The sequence below is a fragment of the Bacteroides sp. MSB163 genome, assembly GCF_036416795.1.
GTDB lineage: Bacteria > Bacteroidota > Bacteroidia > Bacteroidales > Bacteroidaceae > Bacteroides > Bacteroides maternus.
Window position 1 is genome coordinate 2,481,789 of record NZ_CP143867.1, and the last position, 18,482, is coordinate 2,500,270.

Sequence of the window (18,482 nt, forward strand, 5' to 3'; positions counted from 1 at the left end):
TTAGATACGGTCTGCTTCAACGTATCCGTGCATTACAGCATAAATCGTCAGTCCGGCCACTGATTTAATACCCAGTTTCTCCGTGATATTCTTTCGGTGGGAGATGACCGTAGTCTGGCTGATATTCAGTTTATCGGCTATTTCTTTATTGATAAGTCCTTTGGTTATCAGTACCAGTACTTCTATTTCGCGGGGAGAAAGATCATGTCCGCTGTCGGCATGAGGATTACCGCACGGATGCGCCGCTGCATCATGGGGATGTCCGTGGGGGTGGCTATAAGGATGTCCGCCTTTGTGTCCGAACTGATGCAGTTGCAGGATATTCCTTATCAGTGTTTTCTCGTCCTGATAAATATTCAAAGTCGGTATTCCTGCCAGTTGAGGCTGATTGTCACCGTTTGCCAATACAATGGTCTTGGGCTTGCGCGGTAGGAAAAAAGCGGTATGCTCAAAATATATCTGTGCTGAAACAAAATAATGTGCGTACATATCGGGGGTATCGTCCATCAGTTCCTCGAACGAACTGAATACACGTATGACGGCCATCGGGATAATTTCTTCCAGAAGGCTTTGCAATCCCATACATGATAAGGTATTGGAGTCAGCAATTGCTATTTCGGGAGCTACCATAGTATTTCTTTAATTTCTGCAAAAGTACAGATAAATTTTAGGATGTAGGCTATTGTGATTGAAAAACAGTAACTTTCCTTAATAAGTTGCTATAGAACTTTGCGCTCTTCTCTTTTGTTGTTAAGTATATAATTTACTTAATACTACTGATTTATGAAATATGATATAGCTATCATCGGCGGTGGCCCTGCCGGATATACGGCAGCCGAAAGAGCGGCTGCAAACGGGCTGCAAACTGTTTTGTTTGAAAAGAAAGCTATTGGCGGTGTTTGTCTCAATGAGGGGTGTATCCCTACCAAAACTTTGCTCTATTCCGCCAAGTTGTGGGACAATATGAAAGGAGCGTCCAAGTATGGCATCTCTGTGCCCGACGGCTCGTCATTCGATATGAAAAAGATTATCGACCGTAAAGATAAGATTGTGAAAAAGCTGACCGGTGGTGTGAAGATGACGGTCAGTTCGTACGGTGCTGTTATTGTGCCGCAGGAAGCCGTTATTATGGGTGAGGCGGACGGACGTTTCCAACTTTCGGCTGCCGGCGAAGCGTATGAAGTAACCTATCTGTTGGTATGTACAGGTTCCGATACATTGATCCCTCCCATTAAAGGATTATCTGAAATTGATTATTGGACATCAAAGGAAGCGTTGGAGATCACAACTTTGCCCCGTTCACTTGTCATTATCGGTGGTGGTGTTATCGGGATGGAATTCGCCTCTTTTTTCAATAGCATGGGTGTGCAGGTGTATGTTGTTGAAATGATGCCTGAAGTATTAGGCGCCATGGATAAGGAAACCAGCGGCATGCTGCGTTCGGAATATCAGAAGCGTGGGGTTAATTTCCATTTGAATGCCAAAGTAATTGAAGTTGGTAAAGAGGGTGTCACTATTGAAAAAGAAGGTAAGACTGCACTTATCGAAGCCGAAAAGGTACTCGTCAGTGTGGGTAGGAAAGCTAATTTGTCCCAGGTCGGTTTGGATAAACTGAACATTGAATTGCTGCGTAACGGTGTGAAGGTGGATGAGCATATGCAGACTTCCCATCCTCGTGTTTATGCCTGTGGTGATATTACCGGACACTCTATGCTGGCACATACTGCCATTCGTGAAAGTGAAGTTGCTGTCAATCATATCCTGAGAGTGGAAGACCGTATGAATTACGATTGTGTACCCGGTGTGGTGTATACCAATCCCGAAGTAGCGGGAGTCGGTAAGACTGAGGAAGAACTGAAAACATCCGGTATCAGTTATCATGTACAGAAGCTACCGATGGCCTATTCCGGTCGTTTTGTAGCCGAGAATGAATTGGTGAATGGGCTTTGTAAGTTGATATTGGACGATGATGATCGGGTGATAGGTTGCCATATGCTGGGAAATCCAGTTTCCGAATTGATTGTTCTTGCCGGACTTGCCGTGCAGCACGGATATACGGTAGAAGAGTTTCAAAAGACTGTTTTTCCGCATCCGACGGTCGGTGAAATCTTCCATGAAACTTTGTTTGCGTAATGTTCTGTATTGATAATCGCTGTACGGATATCTATTTTAATCTGGCAGCAGAAGAGTATTTGTTGAAGCAGAAGCGAGGTAACTTCTTTATGCTTTGGCAGTCGGAACCATCCGTAGTGATTGGGAAACATCAGAGTGTGGCGGTGGAAGCGGACGAGAGGTTTCTGGATGAAAAGGGAATAGTCCTGGCACGCCGTTTCTCCGGTGGAGGGGCTGTATATCATGACCGGGGAAACATTAATCTGAGTTTTATTGAAACCGTAAAGCAGCCGGACTTTGTATATTACCTGCAACAGGTCGTTGATTTCCTTGAAAAGGTAGGCATCTCAGCTTATGCTGACCAGCGTCTGGGCATTTATGTGGATGAACGGAAAATATCAGGTAGTGCGCAGTGCATACACAAAGATCGTGTGATGTATCATTGTACTTTGTTGTTTTCTACTGATCTGGATACGTTGAATGCGGCATTGAATGGCGATCCGGATGCGGAAAGCCGTATACCGGGCTCTCGTACTGTGCGTGCGGTACCTTCCGTACGGAGTGAAGTTGCTAATATAAAAGAGTTTTTGTCCGAACCCATGGCCATCAAGCGTTTCATACACTTGCTCTTTCACTCCTTTGTAGATGATGACGATAACCGGATTTACCGTTTTTCTGCCGGAGATATGGAAGCCATCGAACGGTTGAAAACGGAAAAGTATGCCTGCAAAGAGTGGATATATCATAAATCCGCATTAACTTTTACTTAAGTTAAAAACTTACTACTCAGTTGTTTGTTGTATAATAATAAACCGAGAACCTAAAACTTAACTATATGTCAAGATTTGAAATAAAGATGCCCAAATTGGGTGAAAGTATAACCGAAGGTACCATCATCTCATGGTCGGTACAAGTAGGAGACATCATTAAAGAAGATGATGTGTTGTTTGAAGTAAATACCGCTAAGGTTAGTGCCGAAATACCATCTCCGGTAGAAGGTAAAGTCGTGGAAATTTTATTTAAGGAAGGAGATACCGTAGCTGTGGGTACGGTGGTGGCTATTGTCGATATCGGAGGTGAGAACTCCGGGGATGAGGATAGCGTAGAGGCTCTCCAAAGTTCCGCTACTGATGAGAGTGTTGCGGTTGTTTCTAAGGCTGCCTCTGAGGAAACTCCTCAAGTCAAGGCTGTAAAATCGGAAGAAGAACGTTGGTATTCGCCTGTAGTTCTTCAGTTGGCTCGTGAGGCCGGCATTCAGCCTAAAGAACTGGATACTATTCCGGGTACCGGATATCAGGGACGGGTGAGCAAGAAGGATATCAAGAGTTACATTGTCCGGAAACAAAGTGGTGGTACCGCTATGGCGCAGCCTGCTGCTAAGCCAAGTACGCAACCTGTTGCAAGCGTTGCACCGCAACCGGTAGCTACAGCACCTGCCCAGTCGTCTGCTAAACCAGCTGCAACTCCTGAAGTACAACGTACTACACCTGCTTCCGGCACATTCTCAGCAGAAGGTGTTGAAGTAAAAGAGATGGATCGTGTACGTAAGGTGATAGCCGACCACATGGTAATGTCTAAACATACTTCCCCGCACGTAACCAATATTGTGGAAGTAGATGCAACGAAACTTGTGAAGTGGCGTGATAAGAATAAAGACGCTTTCTTACGTCGTGAGGGAGTGAAACTTACGTATATGCCTGCCATCACAGAAGCTGTGGCGAAGGCGCTGGCTGCTTACCCGCAAGTGAATGTATCGGTAGAGGGATATAATATCTTGTTCAAGAAACATATCAATGTCGGTATTGCCGTTTCTCTGAATGATGGCAATCTGATTGTTCCGGTGGTTCGTGATGCCGATCGTCTGAACCTGAACGGACTTGCCGTAGCCATTGATTCACTGGCACTCAAGGCTCGTGATAATAAGCTGATGCCCGATGATATTTCCGGTGGCACTTTTACGATTACGAACTTCGGTACATTCAAGTCTTTGTTCGGTACACCTATCATCAATCAGCCTCAGGTGGCTATCCTGGGAGTAGGATACATTGAGAAGAAGCCTGCTGTAATAGAGACCCCGGAAGGGGATGTGATTGCCATCCGTCATAAGATGTATCTGTCTCTCTCTTATGATCATAGAGTCGTGGATGGTTCATTAGGTGGCAACTTCCTCTATTTTATTAAAGAGTATCTGGAAAACTGGAAAGAATAACTTAATACCTTGATGAGTATGAAAAAGTACAATATAAAAACCACAGATGTGGAACTGCTGAAGAAATGGTATTACCTGATGACGCTGGGGCGTGCGCTCGATGAAAAAGCGCCCGCTTACCTGTTGCAGTCCCTTGGCTGGTCCTTTCACGCTCCGTATGCCGGACATGACGGAATACAGTTGGCCATCGGACAGGTATTTACCAAAGGAGAAGATTTCCTTTTCCCTTATTACCGTGATATGCTGACTGCCCTTTCCGCCGGAATGACGGCAGAAGAGCTTATACTGAACGGTATCTCCAAAGCTACTGATCCGGGAAGTGGTGGACGCCACATGTCCAATCACTTTGCCAAACCCGAATGGCATATCGAGAATATATCCTCGGCTACAGGTACGCATGATCTTCATGCAGCCGGTGTGGCACGTGCAATGGTATATTATGACCATAAAGGAGTCGTTATTACTTCACACGGTGAATCTGCCTCATCCGAGGGCTTTGTCTACGAAGCTGTCAATGGTGCCAGTCTTGAACGCCTGCCCGTTATTTTTGTATGGCAGGATAATGGATATGGTATATCTGTTCCGAAGAAAGACCAGACGGCAGCTCGTAAAGTGGCGGATAACTTCTCCGGATTCAAGAATCTGAAGATTATCCATTGTAATGGAAAAGATGTGTTCGACTCCATGAATGCCATGACTGAGGCCCGTGAGTATGCATTGCTGAACCGGAATCCGGTAATCGTACATGCCAATTGTGTCCGTATCGGTTCCCATTCCAACTCTGACAAAGATACTTTGTACAGGGATGAAAATGAACTGGCTTATGTGAAAGAAGCTGATCCGCTGCTGAAGTTCCGCCGGATGCTGTTGCGTTACAAGCGTCTCACCGAAGAAGAGCTGAAAGAAATAGAGGAGAAAGCAAAGAAAGACCTGGCTGCTGCCAATCGTAAGGCGCTGACAGCTCCCGATCCTGATCCTAAAACCATTTTCGACTATGTATTGCCGGAACCTTATGAACCGGAAAAATATAAAGATGGAACACATCGTGAGACAGAAGGAGAGAAGAAATTCTTTGTAACTGCCATCAATGAAACGCTGAAAGCAGAGTTCCGCCATAATCCTGATACCTTCATCTGGGGACAGGATGTTGCCAATCGGGATAAAGGGGGCGTGTTCAATGTAACCAAAGGCATGCAACAGGAATTCGGTGAAGCTCGTGTGTTTAGTGCGCCTATTGCCGAAGATTATATTGTCGGCACAGCAAATGGTATGAGCCGTTTTGATCCTAAAATCCGGGTAGTGATAGAAGGTGCGGAGTTTGCCGACTATTTCTGGCCTGCCGTAGAACAATATGTGGAATGTACCCATGAGTATTGGCGTAGCAACGGACAGTTTGTTCCTAATGTAACTTTGCGTTTGGCTTCCGGTGGTTATATCGGTGGCGGACTCTATCACTCGCAAAATCTGGAGGGCGCTTTGGCTACTCTGCCCGGAGCACGGATTGTTTGCCCGTCCTTTGCCGATGATGCTGCCGGACTGCTTCGTACAAGTATACGTTCCCGTGGGTTTACGTTGTTTATTGAACCGAAAGCATTGTATAATTCCGTAGAAGCAGCCACCATTGTTCCTGATGATTTTGAAGTTCCTTTTGGGAAAGCGCGTATTCGCCGTGAGGGCAGTGACCTGAGTATTATCACCTATGGTAACACAACGCATTTCTGCCTGAATGTTGCCGAACGTTTGGAAAAAGAAGGTGGCTGGAGTGTGGAAGTGATCGATATCCGTTCTTTGATACCGTTGGATAAAGAAACCATTTATGAGTCTGTGAAGAAGACCAGTAAAGCCCTGATTGTTCATGAAGATAAAGTCTTTGGTGGCTTCGGTGGCGAGATAGCAGCCAGTATTGGTACAGACTTGTTCCGTTACCTGGATGCACCGGTACAGCGTGTAGGCTCTACCTTTACTCCTGTAGGTTTTAATCCAATACTGGAACGTGCCATTCTGCCGGGTGCAGATAGAATTTATGAAGCAGCCAAGAAGCTGTTGGAATATTAATTTAATAATAAGTTATTATGAAAGAGATAGGATTATTTTATGCAATGAATGCTGCCAAGACTTCTCATATCGCAGAGAAGATACGTGAGAAGCTCGGACACAAAGAAGTGGAAATGATTATGATAGAAAAAGCCTGGCAGAATGATTTTCAGGCTTATGATAAACTGATAGTAGGTGCCTCCACCTGGTTCGATGGTGAATTGCCTACCTATTGGGACGAAATGATACCGGAGATAGAAAGCCTCGATCTGAAAGGTAAGAAAGTTGCTCTCTTCGGACTTGGTGACCAAATCGGTTATCCCGATAATTTTGTTGACGGCCTGGGAATACTGGCTGATGCCTTTGAAAAGGCAGGGGCTGTCCTTGTCGGATTTACGTCTGCCGAAGGTTATTCATTTAACCGGTCAAGAGCTTTGAGGGATGGTAAATGGTGTGGACTGGTGATTGATATAGAGAACCAGTCGAAGTTGACGGATAAACGGATAGCGGACTGGTGTGAACAGTTGAAGAAAGAATTCTGAAATAACATGAGGGGCTCGTTAGAGGGCCCCCTTATTTTATATTACTTTGATTCCATCAGGAACTTTGATTGTAGATTTTTCCATTAGTTCCTTTAACATGCTTGATATAGACTACACCGAATGGAATAGGGAAGGTCCTTTCCGCCCATTCCAAATCGCCAAGATGGGGAGTAATGCGAAGAGTCTTACAGCCTGCATTCACTATCTTGACATCTAAAATGTACTGTGTCATCCTGGGGGTAGGTCCGGAGGCTCATCCATGACAAAAGCTGTGCCGGAAACTGGGATAACAGTAATCACCGAAGTCTTTGTGGATATCATCTTTACCTTTGGGAACAAAATCATCCAGTCTTGCGGCATTATGTGTTCAGTTCAGATTGAAATCTTTCATATCACGCATGGCATGGTTGTTTGTGGGATATCTCTTTCTCCGTTTGCCGCCATCATTCTAGCTACAGGTGCCACTTACGGATTCTTCGAAACGGATGCGTATGGAGGGGGCTTCCAAGGTTTGACCGAATCCAATACGAGTTTTAAATCTCCGTGCAGTTCCCGACCATAATTTTAGCTCATAATAGTGATGTGTACCCCTTAAACCAAAAGAGGCTGAGCTCAAAAACTATTTTGAGACAGCCTCATCCTTATCAAACAATTCTTAATTAATGTCGTTTAGTTAACTTGAGCAATCGATATCCGGTATCAACCGAAGCTGTGTTCCCATGCAGATCACATTATTGACGGTTGTCAGGTTGAATAATCAATTTAGATGAAAACTATTTGTTTCAGGTTTATCGGTTTTGAGGCTTTCGTTGATTGGAATCTCCTATAGTCAAAGTCGTCTCACCTTAATACCTGATAAAAAGGCTTTTCCTTTTATGGTATTCAAGTTAATTGTTATACAATTATCATTGTTTTGTACTATATAACGACGTTTAAAAGCTGTGCGATAGTGTCCATAGTCGACTGGTGAGAAATTTGTTTCGACTTGTTTCCCGCAAATAGAAATATTGAAGTACGTTTCTCCAGAATGTTTTTCTCCACTGCTCTTACCCAAAAGATTAGCTAACTGAGTTGCAGGCTTAGTGACATCAGCCATGAGCAATTCTATTTCATAATCTCCCTGAGGCGCATCAATCTTGTACGCAAAGTTGCCCTCACGCCATGTCTGATACAATGGTCCGTCCACAGTATTGTGTATCTCTGAGGTAGTACTGTGTTCTTCTCCATCTATATATCCCCAATTACCAGAAGTATAGGGCTGGTCGGGAAGCCAGGTAAGACTACTTATATCTGAAGTATAAAAACAGTTACTTCCTACATTGATAGCCAATTCATCTCCAGCAGCAATATTAGGGAATGGTTGAAAACATATTTTCATAGCATCCTGAACTGTCTTTCCGTCATTCACACCTTGCACTAAAATAGTTGATTCGCCTTTGGGCAGTAGCACATTGAAAATGGTATGGCAATTGAATATCTTTTGGCTTCCTACGGACTGCCCGTTAACAAACAACTCTACTTCCGGCATATTTGAATAAATTTTGATGGCCTGTGACTTGTTTGTTTCTCCCACACGAGTGTCCCAGTCTTGACTGGCTATTCTTAATATCGGAACATCTTTGCGCCATAAAGCTTTAAAATAATAAGCCACATCCTTCAAGGTACGATTGTTGTAGGCCACTCCTTTATTGTTTACTCTTGGCATGGATTCCTGACGCGCTGCCACGTTGAAATCAATAAAGTTCCAATATGCGCATCCGCTTATCCATTCCGTTTCTTCAATGAATGGAAGATAATGCTCAATGTAAGTTTGTTGATATTCAATGCTGAAATCAAATGCACGTCCATTGGTGGTATGCAATCGTTTGTCACTTCCTGCACCCCACTCGCTGATTATTATCGGTTGGTTTGGATAACGACGATGTTGGTCCTCACACCAAGCATTGAAGTCTTTTAGTTCACCCACATACCAACCGTGATAAAGATTCCACCCAACAACATCTTCTAAGTTTAGACCTATTTCGTTGTAGAGGTTTGTCATATTGAAAGCCATCACACTTACTCTGCTGGGGTCTTCTTCTTTGAGAACTATTTCCAAACGTTGGGCCAACGCAACGGTGCGTTTTTTGCAAGCCGGCCATTCGGGTTTGTCAACCGCAGGTGTTGTCAAGAGTATTTCATTCATATATCCCCAAGCGATAACAGACGGATGGTTGTAGTGTTGACGTATCATTTCGCGCAGATTTTGTTCGCAATTATCATCATATCCCGGTGTGTCGGGCACTATATTTATAATAGGAATTTCTTCCCATGCCAATAATCCTAATTCATCGCACATCTCTAAAACAGTATCGTCTTGCGGATAGTGTGAAATTCGAATAAAATTGCATCCTAACTCTTTCATTAAGGCGATGTCTCGACGATGTGCTTCGTCATCTAATGCTACGCCCACTGGGGCTTGATCCTGATGTCGATTGAATCCTCGCAATTTGTATGGCTTTCCGTTGAGGCTAAAGCCTTTATTGCCATCAAAGGCAAACCATCGAAAGCCTGTTTTATGTATTTTCTCGTCCAGCAGTTTGCCCGTTTTTAAGTCTGTCAATATTGTCTTTATCAGATAAAGTGACGGTGTCTCAGGAGTCCACAGGCTTGGATTTTGAATATCATCCGATATACATTCGACAGTGCGCGTTTCACCGGCCTTTAATTTTAACTTTCGATTGATGGTTTGTAGCAGTTCTCCCTCCGGACTGTAGATTGCATTTTTAACTTCCAGAGTTGTGGTTTTCAGAGCGTCATTACTCACTTCGCTACGCACTTTCAGTACACCGCTTTGCTTGTTAGTAATTGAAGCATTGATGAAGATACCATCAGAGCCCATATTGGTCATATTGAAGTGTTGTTCTGGAGTCGAGATGAGCCACACGTCTCTATAGATACCTCCCCAGAATGTAAAATCGGCTGATATCGGCGTAATGTCTTTCCTTGAATTGTCCACTGTGATTTCAATCGTATTCTCTTTTTGAATGTAATTGGTGATATCCATCGTGAAGGCGGTATATCCACCTGCATGACAGCCTGCTTTATTACCGTTCACACTAACCGTAGCTGCTTTGCTGGCCGCATCTACCTTCAGATAATAACGACGTCCTTTCACTATGTCAGGTAAAACAAGTGTACGCCTGTAAAGTCCTTCTCCCTGGTAGTAATTCCGTTGTTTGTAGGCATCTTGGTTAAAGGTATGGGGAAGATTGACTGACTCCCATTTCTCGTCCATAGGTTTACGAAATTCCCAATTGTCATTGATGGTTTTCATTTCCCTTTGCGCTTGCAAAGTGGCAGTGGCAAGCATTGTTATTGCGGCAAGCACTCCTATTTTGAGCAGAATTCTATTTATCATAATCTTTTCATTATTATTATTTGAATTTTGGCTTTTGGTCAATTTCATAATTTTTTTTATTGATAGTTCATGTGGAACTTCTCATAATATGTATGATCTTTAGGGAAATCCTCACCTTCCCAAGCCTTCTTTGATGTCCATGATTCAGCTGGTGCTGTCCAGAATGAATGATCAGCCGGTAGCCCTAATGGCAAGAATGCCAATGACGCTAAATAAAGGCTTCCATTATTAGTATATACATTGGCAGTATCGGGTTGTTTGCCGTTGAAGCCAAGCGTCAGAAATCCATTTTCATTGAAATTTCGTTCATCGGCAAACATTCGTTGGATAACAGCAGTCATTGCCGCTCTTACTTGACCATTACTGAGCTCTTTAGGCAATAGCTCTTTCCAAGCTACCAAGGCTAAAGGTTGGAGTACGCCGGTTCGATAAGTGATGGAGCGCCCAAATACAGGAAATGTACCTTCAGGAGATATAAGATGTTCCAAAATTACACTGTAACGCTGCATACGCTTGGTGGCATGCAAAAATGTGGTCCCTGCCCATTCCCGTTTAATTTTTCCGCCATTGGTAAGTACTTCCATGCATTCGAATAGCATAGGGTGAATGACAAAACTATTATAATAGTCGAATGCAAACGAAGGCCCATCCGAATACCATCCATCGCCAATGTACCATTCTGAAACTTTGCGCAAAGCAGAGTCAATACGGTAGTAGTCGGCTTTTCCTTCCACTTTGTGAAGAAAAGCTTCTATGGTTGAAGTGAAGAGTAACCAATTGGTGTACAGTGGATTGATACGCCGCAAGGAAATAAATTGGGTTATATAGCGTTCTTTAGTGATATTGTCAAGTGGCATCCAAAGCGAATCATAACCACGGATAAAGCTTTCTGCAATATAAGCAGCATCAACTAAGGTCTGAAAATTTTCACTCCATAGTAAATAGTCTGGAGATGACGGATCAACAGCATTTTTATAACTCTTTAAAGCCCAAATCCTTAATTGCTTTCTTTGCCTGCTTTCTGCTGAATCATCATCGGGCAACGAAAGCCAGGGTGCAACTCCGGCCATCAGGCGGCCAAAACATTCCATATAAGAGACACGTTTATCGCGTCCGTCCCAAGTAGGGCTAAGTTCAAGCTGCATATTCTCCTGCAACTTTCCTTCACTCATATTGCTTAATACTGGCGCTGCCATTCGATACATGATTTTATACCACATCTCACGGTCTGATATTTCTTTCCCTTTTTTCTTCTGTTTAGCACATAAGTCGGCAGAAGAAAATAAAAATAATATTGTAAACAAATATAAAGTAATCTTATTCATCTAATTATTTTTTTATTTTAAAAAGCGTACCCGTTCGCAAGCGGCGAGCAAAAACACTCCCACTCCAAAATTGTAATATGAATCTGCATCAACTATTTGTCCAGGGATGGCCTTTTCGCCGATAGGTTGAATATATCCTATCTTTCCATCAGCTTGTAATGCCACAGTTTTTAGGTATTTCCATGATTTTTCTGCTATTGGTAAATAGGTGTTCGCATCAAGTAGTCCATTATTAATTCCCCACAGATAACTGTAGGTAAAAAGGGCTGTTCCGCTTGTCTCAGCTCCCGGCGCTTGGTTAGGATCAATAAGGCTGCGTGTCCAATATCCTTCGGGTTGCTGGCAGGTAGCCAAAGCTTTAGCCATGGCTTGGTATCGAGCAATATATTCTGGGCGGTATTTGTCGTTAGTCGGCAATTGTTTCAATACTTTAGCTAATGCAGCGAATGCCCATCCATTTCCACGTGCCCAAAAATCCTTTTTACCATTAATTGTCTGATGAACTGGATATAAATATTTGGCATCCCGATAGTAAAGTCCGGCTTCGGTGTCATACATTATACTATCTGTAGTTGCTAAATATTGATACAACTTTTCCAGATACAATGGATTCTGTGTTATGTCATACATCTTCACCATGACTGGCATTACCATGTAAAGGGCATCTACCCAATGCCAGTAATCAAGTTTAAGTGTAGACATTTGATATTCCATCACTTCTCGGGCACGGGCTATTTTCATTGTGTCTGCATTAAGTTTATATAGATCCGCGTAGGTCTGAAAGCAGATTTGCCAATCTCCAAAAAGCACATATTCCGGTGTTTCACCATAAGTGCTTAGCCATTCTGACTTATTGTTGCCAGTAGCACCTTTCCATTGATTGTATTCAGCCCAATCAATGGAATATTGCATATAGCTTTTATTTCCGGTCAGCGCATAAACTTCCATATTTCCGGTATGATAAACGGCGTCATCCCAAAATGAGCGGACTTGTGCTTTGTGGGTAGATTGATATTGCTGATTTACTCGATGGATAATCTCCAACACTTCTTCTGCGGTTTCAGTACTTTCTTTCTTATTGTTGCATGAAGCAACTAATAATATAAGAATTCCTAATATATATTTTATGTAATGCATATTTCGGTTAATGGTTGATTAATAGTATAGTAGACTTATCTCATAAAAAGCTACACTTAAAAAATGAATTGATGCAATTCTATTGACGATTATATCTTTATTAATAGAGCTTGCACCAATTCATTTTTCTATGCAGATTATTGCTCATCGGCAACAGCTTCTTCCCAAGTTTTCCATTTCTCAACTGATGGGTTATAGCCATCATAACCAGGATTCTGACTCAGTTCACCTAATAAATTTGCATCAATGGCGCTTTGTGGTATGGGCCAGTTGATATTGTGGCGTCCCATAGTGTATTTACGCCCTTTTACTATTGGAGCATCGGGCTTATTATAATAATTGTTGTACTTGCAGATGCGATGCCACCAAAAACTGTCTTCATGAAGTTTATTTATATCATAAGTCTTTCCTTCGTTGTCAGGTTTCCCACTCAAGGCCAAGGAATACGAAATGCGGCTTAGTTCAGTAAATCTCCATTCTTCCATATAAAGTTCGCGAGCACGTTCATCCACAATGTTATCTATATCAACTTTGGAATAGAGGATTTTGCATTTTGCACGTTTGCGGATGGCATTGACGTCTGCCGTAGCTTCTTCAATATTGCCCAAGTAGTAATTAGCTTCTGCACGTAGCAGATAAGTTTCGGCCAATCGGTACAAATAAAAATCAGCGTATCCGCTACCCTGATAATTATTAAGGTTAGCAGCTTCATCTTCGGGAGATTCTGACCATGTTTTGTAGTGTGGCCAGTCAAACCAAGTACGTATGGTGTCACTACAAAGAATCTGTTTTTCTCCTTTTTCATTGATGTGGATATAGCTTAGGTTCTGGCCATAGTATGCTGAGTTCGGATTGTTGTATTTGATATCTTCCATATGTACCCAGTTGCCCACTTGAGAGTTATGCCTCAGATCACCGTCATCATGTGTATTATTCAGATACCACAATGAATTCTCGGCAAAATAGGTGGGGCGCACAACCCCCACACCGCGTCCGAGAGCCCTGTTATAGTCTAATGTGGCGTCATAAGAAGCATTTGTCAAGGCAAAACGATCTACTGCCAGCTTATTATCAGGAGTAGAAATGGAGTTCGAATTCCACCAAGGCACCATGTTACGCATTGTACGTGTACGAATACCGGAGTCGGACCCGTAGCGATTGGGCATTACCAATATAGCTTCCGTATTGGCGGCAATGGTCTTGTTGTTGCCTTGGTGTAAGTTCCAGATCACATTGTTTGTAATGTTCCAAGTAGCTGGATTGGGGTTTGAGAAGGTACCGAAAGTTTCTGTCATTAATGCATAACCTGACTTGTCTATCAGTATATCAGCTTGTTCTTTGGCTTTCTGAAACTCCCCCATAGCCAAATAGCACTTAATCAGCAACTGTCGGCATGCCCCCTTATTAATCATGCCAATATAAGTCATATCCTTCTGTTCGGGCACATGCTGCACTGCAAATTCCATATCCTGTACCAGTTTCTTGATGATGGCCTCACGCTTTGTGCTTTTATAGTTTTGTTTAGGCTTGTCAATGATTTTAGAAACAAAAGGTATATCGCCAAACTGGAAACAAAGATTCAAGTATCGGTATGCACGGTGAAAATAAGCTCGGCCTAAATATTCGCTTTTGGTTGTTTCATCCAGTCCTTCAACCTTGTCAATGTAACTGATGATTGTGTTGGCGTATTTAATGCCATTGTAGGTCTCTCCCCAAAAGATGACAAGGCGATTCTGGTCGAAGTTATACCAACCATTATTGGGAGTGAAGCGTTCGTTAATATCACTGAATATAAGAGCATCATCTGTTTTGGATGCTACAGCTAGGTCTGAAAATAAATATTCGCTCATTAAGGGAAGCATCAGGTCGCAAGCTTCCGTGTTAGTCCAATAGGCACGTAATGCTTTATCTGCCGAAGCCAAAGCTGAATTGAGCCCTTCTACTGTGCTGAATGTTACCGAAGGTTCATAAAGTGAAAGCGGATCAGGTTTCAGGAAGTCGTCAGAGCAACTCACAGAGGATAATTGAATACAAACAATTCCAATTAATATCCTAAATATGTTTATATAGTTTTTCATAATTCGTTATACTTTTAAAATGTTAAGTTAATTCCGAGTGAATAAGTGCGTGGGGCTAAACCGCCGGTTTCAGGATCACCATATTCCCATTCTTTGCTCCAAGTTGCTACGTTGCGGACAGTAGCAAATACTTTGGCATTCAGAATCTTATATTTCTCAAGAAATTCCTGGGGTATGTTATAAGCTACTGAGATATTTTCCAAACGAATAAATGAACGGTCGATAACGCGTGCAGGAGCAGATATGCCGGTAGGGCCCTGTGCGCTTAGCCGTGCATAGGTATTAGTCGGATTGTCCACAGTCCAGTATTTCTTGGTGTATACATTTCGGCAATTTGTTATCTGTGAATAGCTGTTATCATTGTTGAGATAGTTGGTATCAAGGCTTTTGTGCCCCATATATGAATACATATTGAATGAAAAACTCCAATTCTTATAAATAGTGAAGTTATTTCTCAGTGACCAATGTACAGGAGGCGTGGTTTCACCCATAAATTGCTTGTCTTTATTGTTGTAAACCGGAGTCACACTTCCATCAGCATTTACTTTGTCATCGGCTGTATAGATATTTTGCACTTTCGGGTCACCTGGGCGCTGACCATATTTGGCTGCCTCTTCTACTTCGTCCTTTTGCCAAATGCCAGTAACCTTATAATCCCAAATAGCACTGACAGGATGTCCGATGAACCAACCGTTGGTTACATCGTCGCGCTCTTTGGTCGTTGTGTTTCCTGCCGCATCTATAATTGTTTCAGACTCCCCATAAAGTTTCTTGATAGTGTTTTTATTGACAGACAGGGTAAACCCTGTTTCCCATTTAAAGTTCTCTTTTTCAATGTTACGCGAATTGATTGATAATTCAAAGCCACGGTTCTCAATTCTACCTAGATTGGTGGTAATAGAATTGAATCCTGTGAAGCTGGGCAAAGACTGGTTCATAATCATATCGGTAGTAGGCATCACGTAGTATTCCAAACTTGCATTGATGCGATTATTCAAAAATCCCAAATCGAGACCGATGTTCCAAGAGGTGGTTTTTTCCCATTGTAAATTAGGATTAGCCAGTCGGCTCACGAAAAGATATTTTAAGTCCATCAAAGCGCCAGAGGCTGCATTTATGTATCCCTGTGTATATTTGCCCAAAGATAGGTTGGCTAATGCCAAATACGAATCAGCTAAACTGCGATTACCATTCTGGCCAAATGACAGGCGCAACTTACCTGAACTTAATGGTTTCCAGGCCCAGAATTTCTCATTAGTGAAAGTCCATGCTAATGCTCCGGAAAAGAAGTTGGCGTAAGGATTGGTTGTTCCGAATGCCGAATAGCCATCGCGCCTGAAGGAGAATGTAGCCATATAAGTATCATTGTATGAATAAAACAAGCGGGCTAAATAGCCACAAGCTGTTTCACGTGTGTCTGTAGAGCTAAATGAACTCAGATTCTTGTCGCCATTGGCTGTGCCGTGCAATCCCAAAGCTTCTGACGGCAAGATGTTGCGGGCGATAATTTCGTCTGCCCATGATTGCCGCTCTTCCGCTTCTTGTACTAAGGTCAGGATCGTGTGATGTTTTTTAGCCCACGTATAATCCCAGGTAATGGTGTTGTTAAGCGACCAGTCAAACCGCTTGCCCTGATTGCGAGTAACGCGATTATGAGTTTCGGCTTGCCAGTCAGGATGCTGAGACGATTGATAATAACGGTTGTGATAGTATTGGTATCGGGGTGCGACATTGAATTGGTATGTAATGCCAAAAGGTAATGTCACTTTTGAATTAAGTATGCTGTTAAGCACCATGTATCCACGGTCAAGATCCATATATTGGCGGTCATAGTCAAAATTATATCCTTTCCAATAAGCATTTTCTCCCATAGGGTGGGGTACTAACTCTCCGTTGTCGCCATATGGTGTAGTAAATGGACTGTTATCCAATATTTGGCTTTCCCAGTTGGTTGCAATATCCCCATCCGTACGATTCTGAAAATTGATGTTGGCACCCACACTGAGCCAAGGGGTTATTTGGGTATCAAGTTTGATATTTGAACGTACTGCACTATATTCATTACCTCTTGCTACACCTTCGTTTGAAAGATAGCCCAATGAGATGTAATAATTTACTTTTTTAGAGTTCCCGGAAACGCTGACATTATAATCTTGGTTCAAGCCCGTGTGGAAAGAGTGGTCATACCAATCGAAGGTTCGTCCCAATAGAAAATTATTCAGTGTTATGTCACTGGCTTGCAGTCCCAAACGTCTTCCCCAGATTTCCTCTATGCTCATAGATTCGTCCTGTTTGGTTTGAGCTTTCCAGGCATCTAATGTGATGCCATGCTTATTCAAATTAGCCTCAGTGGGGCGATTGTAATATCCTGACGGCGTATTGCCCGTCTGATATGCTTCGTATTTTCCTGTTTGGGGATTTACACCATAAGTGTCTGTTATGTAAAAATCTTCGCGATATTTCAAGTATCCGTCTGCATCATACACTTTTCGGTTATCGCCAATTGTGACGAAACCTACATTTGCGCTGAAGTTGATAACAGGCTTCTCAGAACGACCCTTTTTTGTCGTTACGATAACTACGCCATTTGCAGCCTTGGCACCATATACAGCGGCTGAAGAAGCGTCTTTCAAAACATCAATCTGGCTGATGTCGTTAGGGTTGATTTCAGACAGTTCACCATAAAAGATCATGCCGTCCAGTATAATCAGTGGGTCGTTGTGTCCTCCATCTGAATAGACAGAACGCTGTCCACGTACCTGCATGGAACCGCCTCCTTTAGCCGAACCATCGAAGCCTATACGTAGTCCGGCTGTTCCACGCAGCACATCTTGTACCGTTTTGGGAGCCTCGTTTGAAAGTTCTGCGGGGCGGACCTGAGACACAGCACCGGTCAGATCTTTTTTCTTCATGGTGCCATATCCTATTACCACCACTTCATCCAGCATCTCAGTGTCTTCTTTCAGAATGATATTGAGATTTTTTTTGTTTTCTATGTTTACTTCTTGTGAGACATATCCGATATAAGAAATTTGTATTATCGCATTAGCTGAAGCTTCTAGCACGAATCGTCCATCTATATCTGTAATTGTACCTATTGACTGACCTTTCACTGTTATATTGGCACCGATAATCGGCTCACCCTCTTGGTCCTTTATTATACCTGTTATTTTATTGCTCTGTTGGGCTATATCCTTCGCTTTGCTCATCAGCATGATATTCTTACCTTCCATGGCATAATAAATATCAGTACCTGCGAACACTGTATTCAAAACTTCAGCTACCGATTTGTTCTCTGCATTTACTTGAACAGTACGTTTGAGGTTAACTTCGTTCACATTGTATACAAACAAATAATCAGTTTGTTTTTCTATCTCATTAATTATTTTACCTGTTGATATTTTATCTGCCACAACAGTCACTTTCATTACCTGTGAATAAGATTCCGTGGCAAAAGCCGTCCCGGCAAATATAAACAGGGCTAAGGCTGTGATTTTCATAATATGGAATAAATGTTTAATTTCTACAATAGATTCCTGATACAAAATATTTTTCATATATTTGCATTACTAATTTTAGGTTTTTACTTAAGATTATTAAAGAAAACTGTCAATGCGTAATTGACTACCCATGGGATGGTGTTGC

The 18,482-nt window shown here is 42.5% G+C and carries 13 protein-coding genes; 6 read left to right on the plus strand and 7 right to left on the minus strand.

Annotated features, from left to right (window positions below; all coding sequences use genetic code 11):
• Window positions 1-630, minus strand: a complete 630-nt coding sequence (locus tag VYM24_RS08870) for a helix-turn-helix transcriptional regulator (RefSeq protein ID WP_291553125.1) — start codon at window positions 628-630, stop codon at window positions 1-3.
• A 153-nt stretch (window positions 631-783) separates the two neighbouring features.
• Between VYM24_RS08870 and lpdA the strand changes: the two genes are divergently transcribed.
• The 5 genes from lpdA (at window position 784) to VYM24_RS08895 (ending at window position 6,897) form a co-directional block, all read left to right on the plus strand.
• Window positions 784-2,133 (plus strand): dihydrolipoyl dehydrogenase, encoded by a 1,350-nt coding sequence (gene lpdA, locus VYM24_RS08875; RefSeq protein ID WP_291553123.1) that lies wholly within the window; start codon window positions 784-786, stop codon window positions 2,131-2,133.
• Window positions 2,133-2,882 carry a lipoate--protein ligase family protein gene (locus tag VYM24_RS08880; RefSeq protein WP_291553121.1) on the plus strand — a complete coding sequence of 250 codons (750 nt, stop codon included), beginning with the start codon at window positions 2,133-2,135 and terminating at the stop codon, window positions 2,880-2,882. Before lpdA ends, VYM24_RS08880 begins: the two co-directional genes overlap by 1 nt.
• Window positions 2,883-2,947: 65 nt before the next feature.
• Entirely contained in the window at window positions 2,948-4,321 is a 1,374-nt protein-coding gene (locus VYM24_RS08885) for a dihydrolipoamide acetyltransferase family protein (protein WP_330941973.1), read from the plus strand.
• An 18-nt stretch (window positions 4,322-4,339) separates the two neighbouring features.
• Window positions 4,340-6,376 (plus strand): alpha-ketoacid dehydrogenase subunit alpha/beta, encoded by a 2,037-nt coding sequence (locus tag VYM24_RS08890; RefSeq protein ID WP_330941974.1) that lies wholly within the window; start codon window positions 4,340-4,342, stop codon window positions 6,374-6,376.
• Between the two features lie 17 nt (window positions 6,377-6,393).
• Window positions 6,394-6,897, plus strand: a complete 504-nt coding sequence (locus VYM24_RS08895; protein ID WP_330941975.1) for a flavodoxin — start codon at window positions 6,394-6,396, stop codon at window positions 6,895-6,897.
• A gap of 55 nt (window positions 6,898-6,952) precedes the next feature.
• Here the strand turns inward: VYM24_RS08895 and VYM24_RS08900 are convergent, their stop codons facing one another.
• Window positions 6,953-7,129, minus strand: coding sequence for a hypothetical protein (locus VYM24_RS08900; protein WP_330941976.1), 177 nt, complete (start codon window positions 7,127-7,129; stop codon window positions 6,953-6,955).
• Between the two features lie 27 nt (window positions 7,130-7,156).
• On the opposite strand from VYM24_RS08900, the gene VYM24_RS08905 reads away from it, so the two are divergent.
• Window positions 7,157-7,459 (plus strand): hypothetical protein, encoded by a 303-nt coding sequence (locus tag VYM24_RS08905; RefSeq protein ID WP_330941977.1) that lies wholly within the window; start codon window positions 7,157-7,159, stop codon window positions 7,457-7,459.
• A 267-nt stretch (window positions 7,460-7,726) separates the two neighbouring features.
• Here the strand turns inward: VYM24_RS08905 and VYM24_RS08910 are convergent, their stop codons facing one another.
• The 5 genes from VYM24_RS08910 to VYM24_RS08930 all read right to left on the minus strand — a co-directional run bounded on the left by VYM24_RS08910 (window position 7,727) and on the right by VYM24_RS08930 (window position 18,394).
• Complete coding sequence (locus VYM24_RS08910) at window positions 7,727-10,297, minus strand: glycoside hydrolase family 2 TIM barrel-domain containing protein (RefSeq protein WP_330941978.1); 2,571 nt, start codon at window positions 10,295-10,297, stop codon at window positions 7,727-7,729.
• Between the two features lie 56 nt (window positions 10,298-10,353).
• Entirely contained in the window at window positions 10,354-11,622 is a 1,269-nt protein-coding gene (locus VYM24_RS08915; protein WP_044265761.1) for a DUF2264 domain-containing protein, read from the minus strand.
• Window positions 11,623-11,634: 12 nt separating this feature from the next.
• The gene (locus tag VYM24_RS08920; protein WP_330941979.1) at window positions 11,635-12,759 is read right to left on the minus strand and encodes a glycoside hydrolase family 88/105 protein; all 1,125 of its coding nucleotides are present in this window, start codon (window positions 12,757-12,759) and stop codon (window positions 11,635-11,637) included.
• 137 nt (window positions 12,760-12,896) lie between these two features.
• The gene (locus VYM24_RS08925) at window positions 12,897-14,837 is read right to left on the minus strand and encodes a RagB/SusD family nutrient uptake outer membrane protein (protein ID WP_330941980.1); all 1,941 of its coding nucleotides are present in this window, start codon (window positions 14,835-14,837) and stop codon (window positions 12,897-12,899) included.
• A 14-nt stretch (window positions 14,838-14,851) separates the two neighbouring features.
• On the minus strand, window positions 14,852-18,394 hold the full coding sequence (locus VYM24_RS08930) for a SusC/RagA family TonB-linked outer membrane protein (RefSeq protein WP_044265770.1): 3,543 nt from the start codon (window positions 18,392-18,394) through the stop codon (window positions 14,852-14,854).
• Window positions 18,395-18,482 lie beyond the last annotated feature (88 nt).

What these genes read in the sequence shown, in the direction of transcription:
- VYM24_RS08910 (WP_330941978.1), bottom strand. Translation starts at nt 10,297, where the DNA reads ATGATAAATAGAATTCTGCTCAAAATAGGAGTGCTTGCCGCAATAACA.
- VYM24_RS08885 (WP_330941973.1), top strand. Translation starts at nt 2,948, where the DNA reads ATGTCAAGATTTGAAATAAAGATGCCCAAATTGGGTGAAAGTATAACC.
- VYM24_RS08930 (WP_044265770.1), bottom strand. Translation starts at nt 18,394, where the DNA reads ATGAAAAATATTTTGTATCAGGAATCTATTGTAGAAATTAAACATTTA.
- VYM24_RS08895 (WP_330941975.1), top strand. Translation starts at nt 6,394, where the DNA reads ATGAAAGAGATAGGATTATTTTATGCAATGAATGCTGCCAAGACTTCT.
- VYM24_RS08920 (WP_330941979.1), bottom strand. Translation starts at nt 12,759, where the DNA reads ATGCATTACATAAAATATATATTAGGAATTCTTATATTATTAGTTGCT.
- VYM24_RS08870 (WP_291553125.1), bottom strand. Translation starts at nt 630, where the DNA reads ATGGTAGCTCCCGAAATAGCAATTGCTGACTCCAATACCTTATCATGT.
- VYM24_RS08880 (WP_291553121.1), top strand. Translation starts at nt 2,133, where the DNA reads ATGTTCTGTATTGATAATCGCTGTACGGATATCTATTTTAATCTGGCA.
- VYM24_RS08900 (WP_330941976.1), bottom strand. Translation starts at nt 7,129, where the DNA reads ATGACACAGTACATTTTAGATGTCAAGATAGTGAATGCAGGCTGTAAG.
- VYM24_RS08905 (WP_330941977.1), top strand. Translation starts at nt 7,157, where the DNA reads ATGACAAAAGCTGTGCCGGAAACTGGGATAACAGTAATCACCGAAGTC.
- VYM24_RS08925 (WP_330941980.1), bottom strand. Translation starts at nt 14,837, where the DNA reads ATGAAAAACTATATAAACATATTTAGGATATTAATTGGAATTGTTTGT.
- VYM24_RS08890 (WP_330941974.1), top strand. Translation starts at nt 4,340, where the DNA reads ATGAAAAAGTACAATATAAAAACCACAGATGTGGAACTGCTGAAGAAA.
- VYM24_RS08915 (WP_044265761.1), bottom strand. Translation starts at nt 11,622, where the DNA reads ATGAATAAGATTACTTTATATTTGTTTACAATATTATTTTTATTTTCT.
- lpdA (WP_291553123.1), top strand. Translation starts at nt 784, where the DNA reads ATGAAATATGATATAGCTATCATCGGCGGTGGCCCTGCCGGATATACG.